Origin of the sequence: Rubrivirga halophila (assembly GCF_046845755.1) — a bacterium.
In the GTDB taxonomy this organism is placed as follows: domain Bacteria; phylum Bacteroidota; class Rhodothermia; order Rhodothermales; family Rubricoccaceae; genus Rubrivirga.
Map to the genome: position 1 here is coordinate 3059957 of NZ_CP177357.1, position 19636 is coordinate 3079592.

General features: G+C 71.8%; 14 protein-coding genes. 11 read left to right on the forward strand and 3 right to left on the reverse strand.

The genetic code is table 11. The features are described from left to right. The first annotated feature begins 74 nt into the window (after nucleotides 1-74). The 10 genes from ACLIRP_RS13380 (at nucleotide 75) to ACLIRP_RS13425 (ending at nucleotide 12795) form a co-directional block, all read left to right on the forward strand. Nucleotides 75-1397: an efflux RND transporter periplasmic adaptor subunit gene (locus tag ACLIRP_RS13380; RefSeq protein ID WP_412060963.1), complete on the forward strand. Its 1323-nt coding sequence runs from the start codon at nucleotides 75-77 to the stop codon at nucleotides 1395-1397. Between the two features lie 81 nt (nucleotides 1398-1478). Further along, nucleotides 1479-5399, forward strand: coding sequence for an efflux RND transporter permease subunit (locus ACLIRP_RS13385; RefSeq protein ID WP_412060964.1), 3921 nt, complete (start codon nucleotides 1479-1481; stop codon nucleotides 5397-5399). Between the two features lie 4 nt (nucleotides 5400-5403). Next, a complete protein-coding gene (locus ACLIRP_RS13390) occupies nucleotides 5404-5787 on the forward strand; it encodes an STAS/SEC14 domain-containing protein (RefSeq protein ID WP_412060965.1) in 384 nt (127 codons plus the stop codon). Between the two features lie 99 nt (nucleotides 5788-5886). Further along, entirely contained in the window at nucleotides 5887-6138 is a 252-nt protein-coding gene (locus ACLIRP_RS13395; protein WP_412060966.1) for a lipoyl domain-containing protein, read from the forward strand. A gap of 1 nt (nucleotide 6139) precedes the next feature. Then, nucleotides 6140-6817 carry a 2-oxo acid dehydrogenase subunit E2 gene (locus ACLIRP_RS13400; protein WP_412060967.1) on the forward strand — a complete coding sequence of 226 codons (678 nt, stop codon included), beginning with the start codon at nucleotides 6140-6142 and terminating at the stop codon, nucleotides 6815-6817. A 54-nt stretch (nucleotides 6818-6871) separates the two neighbouring features. Continuing rightward, nucleotides 6872-7249, forward strand: coding sequence for an STAS/SEC14 domain-containing protein (locus ACLIRP_RS13405; protein WP_412060968.1), 378 nt, complete (start codon nucleotides 6872-6874; stop codon nucleotides 7247-7249). Then, complete coding sequence (locus tag ACLIRP_RS13410; RefSeq protein WP_412060969.1) at nucleotides 7246-8313, forward strand: adenylate/guanylate cyclase domain-containing protein; 1068 nt, start codon at nucleotides 7246-7248, stop codon at nucleotides 8311-8313. The genes ACLIRP_RS13405 and ACLIRP_RS13410 overlap by 4 nt, the downstream gene beginning before the upstream one ends. A 715-nt stretch (nucleotides 8314-9028) precedes the next feature. Next, nucleotides 9029-10243, forward strand: a complete 1215-nt coding sequence (locus ACLIRP_RS13415; RefSeq protein ID WP_412060970.1) for a CNNM domain-containing protein — start codon at nucleotides 9029-9031, stop codon at nucleotides 10241-10243. 127 nt (nucleotides 10244-10370) lie between these two features. After that, nucleotides 10371-11867: a UDP-N-acetylmuramate--L-alanine ligase gene (locus ACLIRP_RS13420; protein WP_412060971.1), complete on the forward strand. Its 1497-nt coding sequence runs from the start codon at nucleotides 10371-10373 to the stop codon at nucleotides 11865-11867. 64 nt (nucleotides 11868-11931) lie between these two features. After that, nucleotides 11932-12795, forward strand: coding sequence for a hypothetical protein (locus ACLIRP_RS13425; protein ID WP_412060972.1), 864 nt, complete (start codon nucleotides 11932-11934; stop codon nucleotides 12793-12795). Between the two features lie 92 nt (nucleotides 12796-12887). On the opposite strand, the gene ACLIRP_RS13430 is transcribed toward ACLIRP_RS13425, so the two are convergent. From ACLIRP_RS13430 to ACLIRP_RS13440, 3 genes are read right to left on the reverse strand one after another with little or no spacing between them, the layout of a single operon-like run. Further along, on the reverse strand, nucleotides 12888-13499 hold the full coding sequence (locus tag ACLIRP_RS13430; RefSeq protein WP_412060973.1) for a T9SS type A sorting domain-containing protein: 612 nt from the start codon (nucleotides 13497-13499) through the stop codon (nucleotides 12888-12890). Nucleotides 13500-13503: 4 nt separating this feature from the next. Next, complete coding sequence (locus ACLIRP_RS13435; RefSeq protein WP_412060974.1) at nucleotides 13504-15375, reverse strand: hypothetical protein; 1872 nt, start codon at nucleotides 15373-15375, stop codon at nucleotides 13504-13506. Next, a complete protein-coding gene (locus ACLIRP_RS13440; protein WP_412060975.1) occupies nucleotides 15365-18709 on the reverse strand; it encodes a hypothetical protein in 3345 nt (1114 codons plus the stop codon). Before ACLIRP_RS13440 ends, ACLIRP_RS13435 begins: the two co-directional genes overlap by 11 nt. A 118-nt stretch (nucleotides 18710-18827) precedes the next feature. Between ACLIRP_RS13440 and ACLIRP_RS13445 the strand changes: the two genes are divergently transcribed. Further along, nucleotides 18828-19568: a helical backbone metal receptor gene (locus ACLIRP_RS13445; RefSeq protein WP_412060976.1), complete on the forward strand. Its 741-nt coding sequence runs from the start codon at nucleotides 18828-18830 to the stop codon at nucleotides 19566-19568. Nucleotides 19569-19636 lie beyond the last annotated feature (68 nt).

Consider the following 19636-nt stretch of genomic DNA (forward strand, 5'->3'; position numbering starts at 1 on the left):
GCCCCGCCCCGGGCCCGGCCGCCAGGCCCCGACACGATCCCCCTGAGACGCTGTCTCCGACTTCGCAACCTCCCATGCGACACACTGCCCCCCTCTCCCTTCTCGCGCTCGCGCTTGGGCTCGCCGCCTGCGGGCCCGACGCCGAGCCCGAGACCGAGACGCCGACCGACCGCTCGATCCCCGTCGAGGTCGTCGTCGCCGACCCCGGCTACTTCGAGGACACCATCGAGTTGACCGGGACGGTCGACGCCGACAACGACGCGACGCTGTCGCCGGACGTGCCCGGGATGCTGACATACGTGGCGCCCGTCGGCACGTTCGTGCGCGCGGGGCAGACGGTCGCCCAGGTCCGCGCGACGACGCAGCAGGCCGGCGTGAGCCAGGCGCAGGCCGGCGTCGCCCAGGGCCGCGCGGGCGTCGCCCAGGCCGAGGCGTCGGTCGCCGGCGCCGAGGCCGGCTTGCGGGCCGCGCGCGCCCAGCGCGAGGCGGCCCAGGCCCAGCTCGACCTCGCCCAGGACCAGTACCGCCGCCAGCTCCCCCTGTACCGCGACTCGATCTTGTCGGCGCTCGAGTTCCGCAACGTCGAGACGCAGCTCGCACAGGCGCGGGCGCAGGTGGCCCAGGCCGACGCCGGGATCGCCCAGGCGCAGGGCCAGGTCCGCGCCTCGCGCGAGGGCGTGAACGCGGCGCGGGCGCAGTCGTCGGCGGCGCAGGCGGGCGTGGCGAGCGCGCGGAGCCAGCTCGCGAGCACGCGCGTCGTGGCCCCGTTCTCGGGCGTCGTCGAAGCGCGGCTGCAGGAGCCGGGCGAGCTTGCCTCGCCGGGCCAGCCGGTCGTCCGGCTCGTCGGCGCCGGCTCGGTCAAGGTGACCGCCGGCGTGCCCGAGCGGTACGCGGGCGAGATCGAGCAGGGGACGCAGGTCCAGGTCTCGCCGAACGCCTACGCGGTCGAGGCGCGCGGCGGGCGCGTCTCGTTCGTCGGGCTCGCCATCGACACCGGGAGCCGGACGTTCCCCATCGAGGTCTCGGTCGAGAACGCCGACCGCTCGCTCAAGCCGTCGATGGTCGTCCGGATGGACGTGACGCGGAGCATCATCGAGGACGCGATCGTGGTGCCCGCCGAGGCCATCGTGCGCGACGAGCGGGGCACGAGCGTCTTCATCGTCGCCGACGGCGTCGCCACGCGGCGCGTCGTCACGCTCGGCCCCGACGCCGGCGACCGCGTCGTGCTCGCCTCCGGCGTCGCCGCCGGCGACCCGATCATCGTCTCCGGCGCCGGCGAGCTGACCGAGGGCGAGGCCGTCCGCGTCGTCGACACGCGCGACATGGCGGACTCGGCGTCGCGGTCGTCTCGTGAGCCCGTCGCCCGCCCCACCGCCGCCGCGGTCCGGGACGAGTGATCCGTGATGCGTGATGCGTGAGGGCCCTCTCTCCGCATCTCGCACGTCATCACATATCACGCATCACGCATCTTCAGATCCATGAAAATCACCGACCTCTCGATCTCGAACCGGACCGCCATCGTCGTGCTGACGCTGGCGCTGTCGGTCGGCGGCTTGGTCTCGTACGTCGCGCTCCCCAAGGAGAGCCAGCCCCAGATCGAGTTCGCCCAGATCATCGTCACGACGATCTACCCCGGCGCCAGCCCGGCCGACGTCGAGGCCATCATCACCCAGGAGGTCGAGCGCGAGGTCGCCACGCTCTCCGGACTCGACAACCTGCGCAGCACCTCGACCGAGGGCGTCTCGACGGTCATCGCCGAGTTTTTGCCCGACAAGGACATCGACGAAGCGTCCCGCGAGGTGCGGGAAGCCGTCGACCGCGCCAAGGTCGAGTTCCCGTCGGACGTCGAGGAGCCCATCGTCTCCGACATCGACTTTGCCGACTTCCCCGTCCTGACGGTCAACCTGTTGACCGACGGCTCGCTGACGGCGCTCCGGGCCACGGCCGAGGACCTGCAGGACGACATCGAAGGCGTCCCCGGCGTCAACGGCGTGGACCTCATCGGCGGGCTCCAGCGCGAGGTCCAGGTCGACATCAGCCTGGCCGCGCTCCAGGGCTACAACATCTCGACGAACGACGTCGTCGACGCGATCCGGACCGAGAACACCAACGTCCCCGGCGGCTCCGTCGATGTCGGCCCGGAGAACTACCTCGTCCGCGTTGACGGCGAGCTCGACGACCCGCGCGAGATCTTGGACTTGGTCGTCAAGAGCCCGGGCGGCACGCCGATCTACGTCCGCGACGTGGCCGAGGTACGGTTCGGCTACAAGGACCGCTCGTCGTACGCCCGGCTCGAGCTGCTCCAGCGCGAGACCGAGGACGGCGAGTTCGTGCCGGTCGAGAACGCCGAGAACCTCCAGGTCATCCGGCTCAACGTTAAAAAGGCGACCGGCGAGAACATCATCGAGGTCGTCAAGGGCGTCGAAGAACAGATCGCGGCCTTCGACTTCCCGAACGGCACGACGTATGTGCTGACGGGCGACCAGTCGGAGCAGGTCGAGACGTTGGTGGCCGACTTGGAGAACAACATCATTGCAGGCATCCTCTTCGTGATCGCGGTCCTGCTGTTCTTCCTCGGTGTCCGGAATGCGGCGCTCGTCGGGCTGGCGATCCCGCTGTCGATGTTCTTGAGCTTCCTGGTGTTCTCGGTCATGGGGCAGACCTTGAACTTCATCATCCTGTTCTCGCTCATCATCGCGCTCGGGATGCTGGTCGACAACGCGGTCGTGATCATCGAGAACATCTACCGCTTTAGGGAGGAGGGCTACGGCCCGTGGGAGGCTGCCCGCAAGGGGACGGCCGAGGTCGGGCTCGCCGTCGCCGCCTCGACCGCGACGACCGTCGCCGCGTTCGCCCCGATGCTCCTGTGGCCGGGCATCATCGGCAAGTTTATGAGCTACATGCCGCTGACGCTGATCGTGACGCTCACGTCGTCGCTGTTTGTGGCCCTCGTCATCAACCCGGTCGTGGCGGGCTACTTCATCAAGACCGACGCCGAACTGAAGGCCGAGGAAGCCGCCAAGGTGGGGCGCGTGCGGAGCCGCCGCAGCCGGATGATCGGGCTCGGGCTGGTCGCCTTCACGGCGCTCGTGGTCGGCCTCGCCAACTGGAAGTCGCTGGTCTTCTTCGCGATCGCCATCCCGGCCCTCGTCCTGCTCTACCGCAAGGCGCTCTCGCCGGCGCACGACCGATTCGCAAACGTGACCGTGCCCCGCATGACGGAGGCCTACCGCACATTCCTGGGCTGGATGCTCCAGCGCGACTTGTCGATGCGGCGCGGCCTGCTCCGCAACACGTTCGCGTTGGGCGCCTTCACGGGCGGGTTCGTGCTGCTCGTCGCCGGCACCGCGCTCAACGCCGCCGCCGCGCCGGCCGGCTTCCTGCTGATGGCGCCGGGCGGCCTCCTGCTTCTCGTCGGCGTGCTCGGGATCGTGGTCCACAGCCTGGAGACCGCGTTCCTGGGTGGCCGCGCGAGCGTCAAGGCCGGGCTCTGGTTCGGGGGCATCGTGGCCGTGCTGCTGGTGCCGCTCATCCTGTCCGGCCGGATCGAGCTGGGGAGCGTCAAGGGCGTCGAGGTCATCGTCGGGATGTTCCTGCTGCCGATCCTGATCGCCGGGTTCGGCGCGCTCGGTGTCGTCTTCGGCGGCCGCAACGAGCGCGTCACCGACTTCGGCTCGCCGTACCTGATCCTCACCGACAACCGGGCGCGGCTGCTGACGGCCACGCTCGGGACGCTCGTCGGCGTGATCGCCCTCTTCTTCGTGGCCCCGACCGGCGTCGAGTTTTTCCCGACCACCGACCCCAACTTTATCCAGATCACGGCCGAGGCGCCCATCGGGACGACGATCGACCGGTCGAACGAGGTGGCCGACGAGGTCTTCGAGCGCGTCGACACGCTGATCGACGAGGACGCGGCGACGGCGGCCAACACCAAGAACGTCGGGACGTCGGTCGGCGTCGGCGGCGACGCCCAGTTCGGCGGCGGGTCCGCCTCGGCCGAGCGCTCGACGGTGACGCTCAACATGGTCGACTACGACCAGCGTGCCGAGCCGTCGTCGGAGACGATCCGCCGCATCCGCGAGAGCCTCGCCGGCCTGCCCGGCGTCGACCTCCAGGTGACCCAGGACCAGGGCGGCCCGCCGACCGGCGCGGCCGTCAACATCGAGGTCAAGGGCGACGAGTTCGCCGTCATCCAGTCCGTCGCCGACGACCTCAAAGGGCGGCTCGAATCGGCCGTCGAGGACGGGCGCATCGAGGGGTTGGTCGACATCCGCGACAACCTCAACTCGGGCCGGCCCGAGTACCGCGTCGAGATCGACCGCGAGCGCGCCGCGGCGTTCGGGCTGAGCACGCAGGCCGTGGCGCTCGCCGTGCGCGGGGCCGTCAACGGCGTCGAGGCCAGCAAGTACCGCGACGGCAAGGACGAGTACGACGTGACGGTCCGCCTGCGGCCGGAGGACCGCGAGTCGTTGCGCAACATCGAGAGCCTGACCATCTTCAACGAGGGCGTCCAGATCCCGCTCGTCTCGGTCGCCCGGATCGTCCCGGCGTCCGGGCTGGGGAGCGTGACGCGGCTCGACCAGGAGCGCGTGGTGACCGTCCTCGGCGACGCCGCGCCGGGCGCGAACGCGAACGCCGTGCTCGCCCAGGTCCAGGCCGAGCTGGCCCCGGCGCTCGAGGAGGTCCCGGCGGGCTACACCGTCTCGTACACGGGCGCAAACGAGGAGCAGAACGAGAGCTTCAGCTTTTTGACGACGGCGCTGCTGATGGGGCTCGCGCTCATCACCATCATCCTGATCGCCCAGTTCAACTCGATCAAGAACCCGCTCATCATCATGGTGGCCGTCGGCTTGAGCCTGATCGGCGTGATGCTGGGCCTGATCCTGACGCGGACGCCGTTCGGGCTGATGACCTTTATCGGCGTGATCTCGCTGGCCGGCATCGTGGTCAACAACGCCATCGTGCTCGTCGACTACATCGAGCAGCTGCGCTCGCGCGGCGAGGACAAGCAGGAGGCGATCGTCGACGGCGGCGCGACGCGCCTGCGGCCCGTGCTGCTGACCGCGTTCACGACCGTCATCGGCCTGATCCCGCTCACGTTCGGCATCAACATCGACTTCGTGGGCATGATCGTCGACCTCGACCCGTCGTTCTCGATCGGCTCGGAGAACACGCAGTTCTGGGGCCCGATGGGCACGGCCATCATCTCGGGCCTGACGTTCGCCACGTTCCTGACGCTCGTCATCGTACCCGTCATGTACTCGGCCTTCGACAGCATCGCGATGCGCGTGGCCGAGGCGCGCGGCACGGCCGAGGACGCGCCGCCCGCGGCGCTCACCCTCGACGGCGACGGCTCGGCCGACGGCGAGCTGATCCCGGCCGCCGTCCCCGCCCGCTAGCGCCATGGTCGCCGTCCTCGACGCCCCGCCCCACGTCGTCGCCGTCCGCGTCGAGGGCTCGGCCACCCAGGCCGACGCCGACGAGGCCGCCGTCGACGCAGCGCTCGACGCGGCCGGCCCGGTCTCGGGCGTCTACGTCGAGGTCGGCTGGGTGTGGGGCGACGCCGACGGCGAGTTCGAGGACCGCATCCGCCAGGGGTTCGGGCGGCTCGCCGAGCGCCCCCACGTCCGCCGCGTCGCGTTCGTGGCCGGCTCGTACCCGCGCCGGTCCGCGCTCCGCCACGAGGCCGCCCGGGTCGACGACGTCGAGATCGAGGTCTTCCCCACGGCCGCCACGGCCGAGGCCCTGGCCTGGGCGGCCGAGGCCGGGCCGGCGGACGCGGGGTAGCGGGGAAAGGGCGCTCGGCCCTACGTTCCCCTACGCCCGACGCCCGCGGCCCCCGAGGACCCGACCGGCTCGGGACGGACTCTCCAGCCCCGCCTCCCCATGCCCGACCCCGTCGTCGTCGCCATCCCCGCCACCCTGTGGGAGTCCGACGGGACCGAGGAGGTGGTGTTGTCGGCCTGGCTCGTCGCCGATGGCGCGACGGTCGCGGCGGGCGCCCCGCTGGCGGAGCTGATGGTCGACAAGGTGACCGTCGAGATCGAGGCACCCGTCGAGGGGCGCCTTCAGATCCTGACGCCCGCCGACGCGCCGGTCGGGCTGGGCACCGCGATCGCCCGGATCCACCCTGCCTGAGATGCTCCCCTTCACGTCCGTCCCCCACACGCGGCTCCAGGCGCTCAACGCCCGGACGATGCACACCTCGCTCCAGGAGACCGCCCAGGCGACGCTGCACGTCGACGCCGACGCCGGGCCGCTGGTGGCGTTTCTCGAGCACGCCTCGGAGATCGGCCGCGAGGTGACGGCCGAGGCCGTCGTCGCCCGCGCGCTCGTCGAGGCGCTCCGGGCGCACCCCCATCTCAACGCCCGCATCGGGGTCGAGGGGCTGACGGTGTACCACGCCGTCAACCTGGGCCGGATGGTGGCGCTCGACCGGGGCGTCATCGTGCCCGTCGTGTCGGACGCCCAGGTGATGTCGCTCGGCGAAATCGACGGCGCCTTGCGGGCAGCCGTCGAGAAGACCCGGGCGGGCGAGCTGTCGCCCAACGACGCGCGGCGCGCCACGGTCACGATTGCGTCGTTCGCCGAGTACGCCGTCGACCACTTTACGCCGATCCTGGTGGCGGGGATGGTGGCCACGCTGGGGATCGGGCGGCTCCGCGCGGTGTGCGAGCCCGTCGGCGGGCGGTGCGTGCCGGGCCACCGGCTGGCGCTGAGCCTGACGTTCGACCACCGCGCCATCCACGGCGTCGACGCGGCCCGGTTCGTGACGACGCTCACCGAGCGGCTGGCGGACCCGCACGGGCTGGCGTAGCGGCGGGACCCGCCGCACGGGGTCGGGGGTTCGGAGGGCCCCCTCCCCGCTCCCATGTTCCGCCTCCTCCCCGACCTCCCGCCCCACGTCGTCGGCTTCGTGCTCGACGGCACCGTCACCCGGCCGGACGTGGACGCGCTGTTCCGCGAGGTCGAGGGCGCGATGGCGCGCGGGCACGTCCACCTCGTCGGCGAGATCACCGGGGTCGGCGGGCTGACGCTCGACGCGCTCGGCGCCCAGTTCGCGCGCTCGTTCGGCCTGCTCTCCAAGCTGGGCAAGGTCGACCGCTACGCCGTCGTCACCGACACGGGCTGGATCGAGGCGTTGGCGACCGCGCAGGGCGCCTTCCTGCCCGGGCTCGACGTCCAGGTGTGGCCCCGCGCCGAGCGCGACGACGCCGTCGCCTGGGCGTCGGAGCCCCTGGCGCCGTGACCGTCGGGCGCGCCCGGCGCGCGCTCCGGCTGGCGCCGACGCTGATCGTGCCGTGGGCGGTGTTCGCCTTCGTCTCGGCGCGGCTCACCGGGGTCGGCCCGCCGGGCGAGACGCTGGGGGGCGCCGTCGCGCGGTCGGTGGTCGTGGGCCTGCTCATCGGGTCGGCCGCCGCCTGGCTCGAGAGCGGGCCGCTTGCGCGGTGGGGCCGCCGGCTCCCGCTGTGGGGCTCGCTCCTGGTCCGGACGGTCAGCTACGCGCTCGTCGTGGTCGCGGCCCTCGCCGGGCTCATCGCCCTCGGTGCGTGGATGCGGGGGCGGGTCGGGCTGCTCACCGCCATCCAGTCCGCCCAGTTCCAGCAGATGGTGAGCGACCAGGCGTTCTGGGTGTTCCTCGGCCTGCTGATGGCGTCGAGCTTCGTCATCAACTTCGCGCTCCAGTTGCGCCGCGTGCTCGGGCCGGAGACGATGCGGGCCCTCTTTCTGGGCACCTACCGCCGCCCCGTCCGCGAGCAGCGCGCGTTCGCCTTCCTCGACCTCACCGACTCGACGGCCTGGGCCGAGCGCCTGGGGCCGCTCGCGTTCACCGACTTCAAGAACGACTTTTTCGCCGACGTGGCCGAGCCCGTGCTCGCGACGGGCGGGCGCATCGTGCAGTACGTCGGCGACGAGGTGATGGTGTCGTGGCCGATGCGGCGGGCCGAGCGCGACGCCGCGCCGCTCCGGTTCTACTTCTTGGTCGAGGCCCGCGTCGCCGCCCGTGCCGACCGCTACCGCGACCGCTACGGGGCCGTCCCCGCCTTCAAGTGCGGCGTCCACGGCGGCGAGGTGGTGACGGCCGAGGTCGGCGACCTCAAGCGCGACATCGTGCACTCGGGCGACGTCGTCAACACGGCGGCGCGGATCGAGGGCGAGTGCCGCCCGCGCGGCCACCGGCTCCTGATCTCGGACGTGATGCTGGCGCGGATGCCGGCGCTGGCGGAGTGGACGCACACCGAGCTGGGCCCCGCCGACCTCCGAGGCAAGAGCCAGTCCGTCGGGCTGGTGTCGATCACGCGCGCCGGTTGAGCGTCGGCGGCGAGGCTCAGAACACCGACACCGAGGCTCCGAGCTCCATTTTCGGGGCTCTGAACACCGATTGTGGGGCTCCGAGCACCGACGTCGAGGCTCCGAGCTCTGATTGTGAGGCTCTGGAGCGAATGTTTGGGGGATGGCGAGGCTCTCTCAGGCGTCCTCCCTCCCCGTGGGAGAAAGGCATTGTGCGAGGCGTCTGGCCGCTCGTGTGCCGTCCGAGCGCTCCCGAATCGATTGGCGGGCGCCTACCCTCCGGGGGCCCGCCGACGAGGGGATCGCTCCGCTGAGGGAGTGGCGTAAACGGTCCCTGCGCTCCGAACGGAAGGCACGGGGCCTCCCTACCCAGCGGGAGCCGTCACGCCCGCACGGGGCCGTCGGCGACCACGAGCGCGCCGGCCGACGGCGCCACGCTCACCACGGCCGCGACGACGCCCTGGGAACGGGCACTCGCAGACCAGCGCGGGCGGGCTGCCCCGCCGCCCGAGACGGGCGCCAGCACCCGCGCCAGCCGGACACAAAGAGGCCGGGCGCCACGGCCGTCCCACCACAGGCAGACGCGGAGCCCGGCCGGCTCCCCTCGCGGGGAGCGTGTGCCGTCCTACCCGTTCATACGCCAAACGGCCGCGTACAGTGCCACGGGGTCGACAGATCGTCTCGCCGGACCCGTTCGGGGCGGTGCGGAGTATGGCCTGGGCCCCTCCCCTCTCCGATGCTCTTCCCTCTTCTCGTCCCCGGCGGCACGGCCGCGGCCGGCTCCGGCTCCCTCACGCTGCTCATCGTCTTCGTCGTGCTCGCCATCGGGGTGAGCTTCCTTTGCTCCATCATGGAGGCCGTGCTGCTCAGCGTGAGCCCCGCCTACGTCGGCGCGATGGAGGAGACGAACCCGACCGTCGCCGCCCGCCTCAAGGCCCTCAAGGCCGACGTCGACCGCCCGCTAGCGGCGATTCTGACGCTCAACACCATCGCCCACACGGTCGGCGCGACGGGCGCGGGCGCCCAGGCCGCCGCCATCTGGGGCAGCGAGAGCGTCTGGATCTTCAGCGCCGTCGCCATCTTCTCGACCGTCCTGACGCTCGGGATCCTGATCCTGTCCGAGATCATCCCCAAGACGCTGGGCGCCGTCTACTGGCGCGGGCTGGCGCCGCTCGTCGCCCGGATGCTGGCCGGGACCGTGTGGCTGCTCAAGTGGACCGGCCTGATCTGGATGTCGCAGATGATCACCAAGCTGATCGCGCGCGGCGAGAAGGAGGGCGCCGTCAGCCGCGAGGAGCTGGCGGCGCTGGCCCAGATCGGCGCCGACGAGGGCGTCTTCGACGACGCCGAGAGCCGCATCCTGCAGAACCTCTTCCGCTTCCGCCAGCTCAAGGCGCGGGACGTGATGACGCCGCGGACCGTCGTGGTGGCGTACCCCGAAACCACGCCGCTGCGCGCGATCGCGTCCGACGGCACCCCGTTCTCGCGCCTGCCCCTCTACGGCGCCAGCCGCGACGACATCTCGTCGTTCGTGCTCCGCGACGACGTGCTCGCCGCCGTCGCCGACGGCCGCGCCGACGCGCCGGCCTCGTCGGTCGCCCGCGACCTGATGGCCGTCCCGGACTCGCTCTCCCTCCCCGTCTTGTTCGAGCGCCTCTTGGACCGCCGCGAGCACCTCGCCCTCGTCGTCGGCGAGTACGGCGGGACGGCCGGCGTCGTCTCGGTCGAGGACGTGGTCGAGACCCTGCTCGGGCTCGAGATCGTCGACGAGTCCGACGACGAGCACGACATGCAGGCGGCGGCGCGCGCGCGGTGGACGGAGCGCGCCGAGCGGCTCGGCATCGTGCCCATCGGCGGCCCGGCCATCGCCCCCCCCGGCGCCGACCCGACGATCGCGGGCATCACCGGCGGCCAGCCGCCCGACCTGGAGACCAGACGAGGAGAGGAGTAGAGGAGAAGAGGCGGGGACGGCCCAGTCCCCGAGTCGCCGCGCGGGACACGCTTCGCCCTCTCCCCGCAATCCCGAGTTCTCTCTTCTTTTCCTTCCGCCCTCTTTTCCTCTTCTCGTATCTCAGACGATGCGACGACTCGAAGACTTCGCCGACGCTAACCTCCGGGTCTTTGCACGGCCCCCGCTCCCGGCGCCCGACGCCATCCGCTCGGTCTACCTGATCGGCATCTGCGGCAAGGGCATGGGCGCCCTGGCTGAGCTGCTGGCGCAGGCCGGCTACGCCGTCCGCGGCTCCGACGAGGCCGCCTTCCCCCCGATGTCGACGCGCCTTGCGGCCGCCGGCATCCCGGTGATCGAGGGCTACGACGCCGCCAACCTCGACGGGCCCGACGGCCGGCCGCCCGACCTCGTCGTCGTGGGCAATGCGTGCACGCCGACGCACCCCGAGGCCGCCGCCGCCCGCGAGCGCGGGCTCGTGCAGGCCTCCCTCCCCGAAGCCCTCGCGCACCTGTTCCTGGGCGAGCGCGAGCCGGCCGTCATCGCCGGGACGCACGGCAAGACGACCACGACGGGCCTGCTCGTCCACGTGCTCACCGAGGCCGGGCGGGCGCCGGGCTTCCTGGTCGGCGGCGTGCCCGTTGGCGAGCCGCGGACGGCCGCGCGCGGGTCCGGCCCCGTCTTCGCCATCGAGGGCGACGAGTACGACGCGGCCTACTTCGACAAGCGGCCCAAGATGCTGCTCTACCGCCCGCACCGAGCGGTCATCACGAGCCTGGAGTTCGACCACGCCGACATCTACGCCGACTGGGACGAGTACCAGCGCGCCTTCCACGCCTTCGCCGCGCTCCCCCCCCCGCACGGGCTCCTCGTGCTCAACGGCGAGGACGCGGCGGTCCGCCAGCTGGCCGACCGGACGTGGGCGCGCGTCCGGCTCTACGGCGAGGAGGGCAAGGAGCCCGAGGGCACATCGTTCGACATCGCCGCGCGCGACCTGCGCGCCGTCGATGGCGGGCAGACGTTCACGCTCGTCGTCGCGGGCGAGGCCGTCGCGGAGGTGCGCCTCCCGATGGGCGGGCGGTACAACGCGCTCAACGCGCTCTCGGTCGCCGCCGTCGCGCTCGACGCCGGCGTCTCGGCCGACGAGGTCGCAGGTGCGCTCGGCACGTTCCGGGGCATGAAGCGCCGCCAGGAGGTCGTCCTCGACGGCCGCGTGCTCGTCGTCGACGACTTTGCCCACCACCCGACGGCCGTCGAGGCGACCGTCCGGGGCGTCCGGGAGCGGTGGCCGGGGCGCCGCGTGGTCGCCGTGTTCGAGCCGCGCTCGAACTCGTCGCGCCGGGCCGCCTTCCAAGCGCCGTACGCCGACGCCCTCGCGACGGCCGACGCCGTCTTCCTGTCGACGCCCCCGCTCCGCCACAACGACGACCCGGCCCAGTTTGTCGACGCGGAGGCCGTCGCCGCGTCCGTCTGGGCCGCTGGGACGCCTGCGACCGCGTACGCCTCCGCCGACGCGCTCTTGCCCGACCTGCTGGCGGACCTGTCCGACGGGGATCTGGCGCTCGTGATGTCGAACGGCTCGTTCGACGGACTCGTCCGCAAGCTGGCGGCGGCGCTGGAGGCCTGACGGACGCGCGGTGACCCGTGCGCGGCCGCCCGTACGGAGGGAGGGGCAGACCTCCCTCCCCGCTATGCGCCTCCCGCTCTGCCTCGTCGCCCTGCTCGCCCTGCCCGCCTGCGGCGACGCTCAGGATGCTCTCGACACCCCCGAAGCGGCCGAGGCCACGGATGCCGAGGCGCCCGAGCGCTTCGAGCCCCTCGCACCGCCCGCTCAGGCGGCCGCACCGGCGGGCTCGGCGGGCACGTTCCGCTTCCACTACGTCCGGGGCGCCAGCGACAACCGCGACACCACCGTCATCGACGGCTTCCTCCCCCCGCCCATCCCGCGCGAGGCGATGGGGTCGCTCGCCCTCGACGCCGTCCCGACCTACGAGGTCGCCGTCCAGCCCAACAGCATCTCCCTCGACGTCGACCCGAGGCGGTCGGGCTTCGTGTACGTCACTGTCAATGAGGTGGGCGCGGTCGAGGCCAAGGCCCGCACCGCCGGGTCGTCGCTCTCCGAGCGCGTGAGCGGCCTGTTCCGAGGCACCGCCTACGCCTTCTCGTTCCCGCCGTTGTGGGACACGGCCGAGGGCTCGGCGCGGCTCGCGTTCACCGACCACGAGGACGACTCGCCCATCGGCGAGATGACGCTCCCGATCTCGGACCGCCCCGTCTGGGCCCAGCCGCTGACGCTCCCCACCGTCCCCGAGGACACGCGCCTGACGTACTACGCCGACATGACGATCGACGACCCGGCCCTCGTCCCCATCCTGATCTACCCGACCACGTTTGGCCCGGTGGGCTGGGGCGTGGCGGAGTTCGAAGTGGTCGGCCACGAGATGCGCAGCCGGGAGCGCAACGGCGCTACCAACCTTGGAACGCCCTACAAGATCTTCTCGCCCCACCAGGACGAGACCAACTCGGAGGCGTACATCGTCCTCTTTCGGCCGTAGCCCGCCGACGGCCAGGGCACTTCTCCTATTGGAAGCGGGGACGCAAGGCGGAAGGTCGACCACCCCGTCTCCATGCCGACGGCACGCAGGCGTCAGCGGACGACGACGACCGAGCGGGCTAGCGCCTGGCCGTCGGCCACCAGCCGCACGACGTAGACGCCCGGCGCCAGCGACGCGGGCAGACGCCCCTCGTGCGCGCCGGGCTCGCGGCGCCCGTCCGCCAGCACCGCCACCTCGCGGCCCAGCGCGTCGAACGCGACCAGCCGCACCGGCCCGTCGACCGGCACCTCGAACGGGACGACGGCGCCCCCGCGCGACGGGTTCGGGTACGGGGCCCCCAGCGCCAGCACGGCGGGCGCGGCCACCGACAGCCGAACCGTGTGGGTCGCCACGACCGCGCCACCAGACCGGACCTCGAAGACGACCTCGGCCGGCGCCCTGACCGGCGCGGTCGCCAGCACGTCGAACGCCAGCCGCGCCACGGGCCCGTCGTCATCCGCTTGCGCGCGCGCCGTCGTGTGTGCGAACGCCAGCCACGGCGGGGCCTCGGCCACCGATACCTCGGCACCGTCCAGGTCGCCGCCGTCGGCCGCCGCCAGCTCCAGTTCGACGGCGTTCCCGACCGCCCCGAACGGAACGGCGTGGACGACGGGTTGGGCGGCGACGGTCGCCGTGGTGAGAACCGCAAGCAGGAGAGCGCGCATGGATTCAGTCGGTGAGGGCGGCTTGACGGGCGAGCGCGAGGGCTGCCGGGCTGTACAGGAGCTCGGCGCGGCCACCGAGTTCGAGAGGGCCCGACACGACGGCCCCGCCCACGACGGTCGCCGAGCCCGACACGTCGAGCCCGCCGCGCGCGACGATCAGCCCCGTCCACCGGGCCCCACCCCGGAACGAGACCGGGCCGTCGGCCACGAGCACGCCCCACCCGGCGTCGCGGCCGGAGAAGCGGGCGCCAGCGGGCGCGTAGGCGACGACGGGGGCGCCCGCCGAGCCGAGGTCGCCGGGCCGGTCGCCCGCGGTGACCGTCGCGCGAGCGGCCAGCGCCTCGGCCCACGAGCCAGGCGAGAACACCAGCGGCTGCGCCTCGACGGCGCCCGCGAACTGGTCGCGCTGGCGGTCGGAGAGGGCCGCGAGCACGGCCGCCAGCGCGTCGTCGGTGGGGGCGACGAGGGCGGCGGCGCCGGGGCCGGCGACCGGCGTGCCGTCGAGGGCGTGGGCGGCGCCGGAGACGGCGAACGCCGAGCCGTTGAACGAGGCGGAGACGCCCGACGCGATCACCGAGGCGGGGAGGTCGAAGGCGTCGCGCTCGCAGTCGGCCGTCTCGGCGTCGCACACGTCGTCGCCCCCCCCTCCATCGATCCAGTCGAGGCCGTCGCCGCCCGCGACCGTGTCGTCGCCGCCGAGCGCGCAGACGGTATCGTCACCGCCAAGGCCCTCGATGCGGTCGGGACCATCGGTGCCCACAATCACGTCGGGACCGTCGGACCCGCGGAGGGTACCTACGAAGGGCGACCCACTATCTGGACCACCCGCGATGGCGCCCAGCGAGGAGACATAGATCGTCGCCTCACGCCCATCACAAATCAGCAATTGGGAGATACCGTCCCACTTCACGGCTGCGCGTGCCTCTTCGCCTGCGACGGACCCGTACACCCCGATTGCTGCCTCTTGCACAAACCTCCGAGCGGAGTCGTCGTCCGCAGCCGCCGCAAGGCGGACCGTCGCGCGGATGTCGTCGGGCGTCGCCGCAAAGTCGGTGGCCAGATCGATAAACATCAGCGCGGCTGAAGGCCCACGGAGTGCCGGGCCCATCTCCGGCTGGAGCAGTAGCATCATCGCCGCCCGACGCTCCCGGTGGGTCCCCGTAGTCTGGAGATAGGATTTGAGGGCGGGGACTGCGACCTCAGCAGCAAGAGGGACCTCGAGCCGGGCGGCCTCAGACGGGGTCAGTTGCCCATCCCGGAGCGCAGCGGCGACGAGGGTCCCGGCGTCCGCGCCCCGCGACGGATCGACCTGCAAAAGTCGGTTCAGGTCCCCAATGCACGACCAGCACCCCCCTTCGACTAGGCTGGCGACATGGTCGAACTGGGAGGCGTCCCCAAGGGCGAGCAGAACGTCGAAGGCGAGGGTGTACCCGGCCCCATCCCCGTAGTGCCCGGCTGCCGCAGAGTCGGCCATCGCGCGAGCGAGCGGACCGACCTCGGGGTCGCCCATCAGGTAAAGGGCCTTAAGAAAATCAGCCGCTACCAAGCCGTCTCTACCCGAGATGTCGAGCCGTCGCAGCCGTCCCCGGGTCTCCGGGACGGCGGGCGTCTCCCCACGCAAGCCCAAGAGGAACGCGGCCAACCGCGCCTCCCAGATCCCTCCCGTGCCAACCAGTTCGATCAGCGCACCCGTGTCAGTCGTGTCGACTCCACTGGTCGCCAGCAGGTGTCCCGGCGCCAAGCGCGAGACAGACTCACGGATCGGGTCGCTCTCCCCTGTCTCAGAGGGGCCTGGGACCGCTAGTACGGCGACGGCGACGGCGACGAGCAGGGCCGTGATCTTCATCTGTGTCGGGGAGAGTGGGCTAAAGTCCATACTGGCTTACGAGCGCGGCGATGACCCGCTCGACCTCCTTCCCACCCACTCGGTAGTGGACGGGATGGAGGGGTTCGGAAGCCATGGACCGCGCTTCAACGGCCATGAATACGAGATCGTCGAACAGCGCCTCCACTTCGTCGGCGAGTTTGGCCTCTGCAGCCCCCGGGTGATCGGCCTCAGACGCAGGGAGTGTAGTCTCCTGCAGCACGGCAGCGAGGCCCCGGTCGAACAGTGCGGGGTTCCGGGACCGAACGCCCTCCCGAACCAGGGCGGCGTGGAGGTCTGGGTAGCGACGGGAAAAAAATGGACCGATCCCATCGTAGGCCAAGGCCCTGAGGAGTTCTCCGTGCCACGACACGTGGCTCCGTTCGTGGACCTCGGTCGCACTGGCTACGAACGCTCCCGCAACGGCGGGGGCGTTCTCAAGGTCTCGGGCCGATGTTCGCTCCGCGTACAGCGCCGCTAGGTGGCGCAGGCGCGACACGAACGACTCCACATTGGCCGGGCTGATCGCGGGATCGTTCTCATCAGACAACACACGGCTTGCCCCCAAGCTTCTTACCATGTTGCGAGGACAAATCGAATAGTAGGTGTTCGTCACGATGTTCCCGAATTGGGGTGTCCAGTTCCCGGTCTCCGGGTTTGTACAATACGTAGCCTGGTCGGGTGCATCATGCCAAGCGAGCCACCCGGACCCCGTCTCTCCGAACTTGGGAGAGTCCCGGATCGGGGCCGACGGGTGCCCGCGCATCGTGCAGTTTGGCAGGCGTACGACCTCTTGAGTCACCTCGAAGGGCGTGGAGATCTCGCAGTCGTACCGTCCGCCCGCTGGGGCGAGCGTGAGTGTCACGCCACTGACGAGCGGCCGTCCAACACCCGTCCCAGGGAGGGCCGTTGCCCAAGCCCACCCGGTAGGCGTCTGCACGGCAAGTCCGCCATACGCCGTCACCGGAAAGGCGTCGTTGAGAGGTAGGTGGGCGGGGTACCGGACATTGGTGTCGTGCGTGCCGACGAGGCCGAGAGTGGCGACATCCCGGAACGCCGCGCACCCGTGACTGCCGCTCGCGGTTTGACCGTACGAGAACGAGAGGTAGACAGGCGCGAACGCTCCGGCATCGACTCGGGCGACCTCTGCGCACACGAAGGGCATCGGCATGGCCTGGGCCCAGGCGTCGAGCACGTCCTGGATCTCGCGCTCCCCACTCGCCGGCACCCGCACCACCGTGACCCCGAGCAAGATGTCTTCGCCTGGAGCGACCTCGATGGGGTAGGCATCGAACCGGGCGCCGTACGGGAGCACGGCCACATCCGACGCGCCGCGACGGGCCGGCTCAGCCGATAGAGCGGCCTCAATCTCCACCGCGAGAATCGGGAGGGCCACCTGTGGAGCGTTGAGGTCGGGGGCGTCGCCAGTATCCGTCATGTCTTCTGTTGGGGCCTCCGCCGTGAGAGCAGGCGGCGGGCTCTCCGCCCCGACCACGAACGAAACCCGGCCGTCGCGCAAGCTCCCGACTGGGACGGCAAAGAGGACGGGCCCCGACCCGACGTCGCTCTGGAGCGACCCGACGGCACCTCCGACCTCTCCAAGCATGAGGTCAACGAGGTCGCCGTCGTCGAGCGCCCCCCCGTCGGCCGCCTCGACCGAAACCACGGCCTCGTCGCCCGGCGCCAGTACGGCCGCCGAGAGCGTCACCACGAGCCCGTCCGACGCCGCCCCGCCCCGGAGCGTCGTGCTGCCCTCGCCTGAGACGACCCCGTCGCGGGACCAGTACGCGTCAAGCTCGGCATACACGCCGACGGGCACGTCGCCCTCGATGTCCGCGCAGCTATGCGTCTCCGCCCAGACGGTGCCGTCGCGCAAGGCCTCGACGGGCACCCTCAGCGACACGCCGACCGAGTCGCCCCAGGCCAGCCTTGAGACGGTCGAGTCCCTGACCACGAGCCGGACCGACGAGCCGTCGGGGATCGCCCGGGGCTCGCCCGCCAGCACGCCGCGCACGGCGACGCGCGTCGAGTCGCCGCAGTCGACGGCCGGGGCGCCCAGGTCGACCGCCAGCGAGTCCGGGCCCGGGCCCTCGACGCCCAGGTACACGACCGTCGTGTCGCCGCGGAGCGTGCCACCCGCCTCGCGCGCCTGGATCCGGACGGGCCGGTCGTAGGTCGCCGGAACGGCCCAGAGAGAGTCGACGAGCCGGAAGTACGCGCCGCTCGTTCTGGCGTCGTAGTACCTGAGGTAGAGGGGGGAGCGGTACGGGTGGCCGTACCCATGGCGGCGGAAGAGGAGCACGTCCGGGCTGGACGTGAACTGGACGCGGGCGTCGGACTCGAGGTAGCCGTTGAGACCGTCCGCCCGGACGGCCTGGGGCCACACCTGCGACACGTCACGGACGGCGAGCGTGTCGCGGTCGTTGCGCAGGCGAAGGCCGAAGGCAACCGGCGGCGGCGGAGTGACGACAAAGAAGGGATACGTTTGCCCCTGGCCCAGCCCGTACGTGTGCAGTCGGACGCTCTCAGGCGCCAGCACCTCCGCGCACGGGGGCGCATCGAACGACACGGCCCCCTCCCGCGCCTCGGTGTACGACACGTCGATCCTCTCGCCCGGCGCAACGGGCCCTGCGGGCCCCACGAGCTGACCCGGGCCCGAGTCCCAGACGTACCCGCCCGTGGCCTCCGGCCCGACCCAGCCCTCAGCGCCCTCCCGCGTCACCCCCCACATCGGGAGCGGCGTGGAGGTCCCGCACGCGAGCGTGTCCGGCCACGCATGGTGGCGCCGCGTGGCGTCCCCGTGGACCTCCGCGCGGAAGGCAGACAGGACGTTGCAGTTGGCACAAAGCCACCTGTGGGCCAGCCCGCCCCACCCGCTCCCCAACCCCACCTCCGAACCGCCCGCCAGGATGTAGTCCCGTAGCAACCCTTCGGTGGCCCGAAGCGGGACCGACACGATGGCGACGGAGTCGCGGCGGTCGTAATACGTCCGCCCGCTCTCGTTGGTGTAGTCGACCGTGTATCCCCGGGACACCGGCCCGGAGGTGCTCCCGCACGTTGTCTCGACGGTCAGGGTGCTCACCCGCGAGTCGGGCTCGTCGTGCGTCTGGCCCCGGCTGCTCGACGTTCCGAAATAGTCGACGCGACCGACGACGGGCCCGGCGCAGGCCTCGTCTGTGACCGAGCGCGCCGCGTCGGGCGCCGCGACGGCCGGGCGCACCTCGACGCACTCGCGGATGACAACTTGGGCAAACGGCTGGGCCACGCCGACCACCATACACCCCACGACGAGTGCGGACCGCACGAGCGTCCGCCATCCCCACCCATTGTCCGCGCCTAGTTCCATGCGTAGAACGTATCGATCTGACGTTCCATCGTCTTGTGACTGACGCCCTATTCCAGCGAGACATGGGGACCATGCCCATCTTCCCACCATGCTTGACGTGTCGCCCTCTCCCTCCCGAATGCCCCCCACCCGCATCGTCTCCCTCGTCCCGTCGCAGACCGAGCTGCTCGCGGCGCTCGGGCTCGACGCCGAGGTCGTCGGGCTCACCAGGTTCTGCGTCCACCCCGCCGGGTGGAAGGCCCGCAAGGCGATCGTCGGCGGGACGAAGGGGACGGACCCCACGCGCGTGCTGGCGCTCGACCCGGACCTCGTGATCGCCAACCGCGAAGAGAACGACCGCGAGCCGATCGAGGCGCTGGCGGCGGCCGTGCCGGTCCACGTGACGGACGTGGCGACGGTCGGCGGGGCGCTGGCGATGATCCGCGAGGTCGGCGGTTTGGTCGGGCGTGGGCCGCAGGCACAGGCCCTGGCGGCCGAGATCGGCGCGGGGTTCGACGCGCTCCCGGCGTTCGCGCCGCTCCGCGCGCTGTACCTCATCTGGCGCGATCCGTGGATGACCGTCGGCGGCGACACGTTTATCTCGGACGTGATGGCGCGAGCGGGGCTGGCGAACGTCGTCGGCGACCGCGCGCGATACCCGACGCTGGCACCCAACGAGATCGCGGCGCTGGCGCCGGACGTGGTGCTGCTGTCCTCGGAGCCGTACCCGTTCGCAGACAACCACGTCGCCGAGGTGCAGGCGCTGGCGCCCGAGGCACAGGTGGCGCTGGCCGACGGCGAGGCGTTCTCGTGGTACGGCTCGCGGCTGCTCCAGACGCCCGCCGTGCTCCGCGAGCTCCGCCAGAGACTTGTGGTGTAGGTCTCCGGGCAGCCAATTCGCGGAACGGCGACGGGCCCGGGCGATCCAACCCCCTCTCTTCCAATCCG

Excerpts from the sequence above, each read along its gene's own strand:
- ACLIRP_RS13445 (WP_412060976.1), top strand. The coding sequence starts at position 18,828 with ATGCCCCCCACCCGCATCGTCTCCCTCGTCCCGTCGCAGACCGAGCTG.
- ACLIRP_RS13385 (WP_412060964.1), top strand. The coding sequence starts at position 1,479 with ATGAAAATCACCGACCTCTCGATCTCGAACCGGACCGCCATCGTCGTG.
- ACLIRP_RS13430 (WP_412060973.1), bottom strand. The coding sequence starts at position 13,499 with ATGCGCGCTCTCCTGCTTGCGGTTCTCACCACGGCGACCGTCGCCGCC.
- ACLIRP_RS13420 (WP_412060971.1), top strand. The coding sequence starts at position 10,371 with ATGCGACGACTCGAAGACTTCGCCGACGCTAACCTCCGGGTCTTTGCA.
- ACLIRP_RS13380 (WP_412060963.1), top strand. The coding sequence starts at position 75 with ATGCGACACACTGCCCCCCTCTCCCTTCTCGCGCTCGCGCTTGGGCTC.
- ACLIRP_RS13395 (WP_412060966.1), top strand. The coding sequence starts at position 5,887 with ATGCCCGACCCCGTCGTCGTCGCCATCCCCGCCACCCTGTGGGAGTCC.
- ACLIRP_RS13425 (WP_412060972.1), top strand. The coding sequence starts at position 11,932 with ATGCGCCTCCCGCTCTGCCTCGTCGCCCTGCTCGCCCTGCCCGCCTGC.
- ACLIRP_RS13435 (WP_412060974.1), bottom strand. The coding sequence starts at position 15,375 with ATGGACTTTAGCCCACTCTCCCCGACACAGATGAAGATCACGGCCCTG.
- ACLIRP_RS13400 (WP_412060967.1), top strand. The coding sequence starts at position 6,140 with ATGCTCCCCTTCACGTCCGTCCCCCACACGCGGCTCCAGGCGCTCAAC.
- ACLIRP_RS13390 (WP_412060965.1), top strand. The coding sequence starts at position 5,404 with ATGGTCGCCGTCCTCGACGCCCCGCCCCACGTCGTCGCCGTCCGCGTC.
- ACLIRP_RS13415 (WP_412060970.1), top strand. The coding sequence starts at position 9,029 with ATGCTCTTCCCTCTTCTCGTCCCCGGCGGCACGGCCGCGGCCGGCTCC.
- ACLIRP_RS13405 (WP_412060968.1), top strand. The coding sequence starts at position 6,872 with ATGTTCCGCCTCCTCCCCGACCTCCCGCCCCACGTCGTCGGCTTCGTG.
- ACLIRP_RS13440 (WP_412060975.1), bottom strand. The coding sequence starts at position 18,709 with ATGGAACTAGGCGCGGACAATGGGTGGGGATGGCGGACGCTCGTGCGG.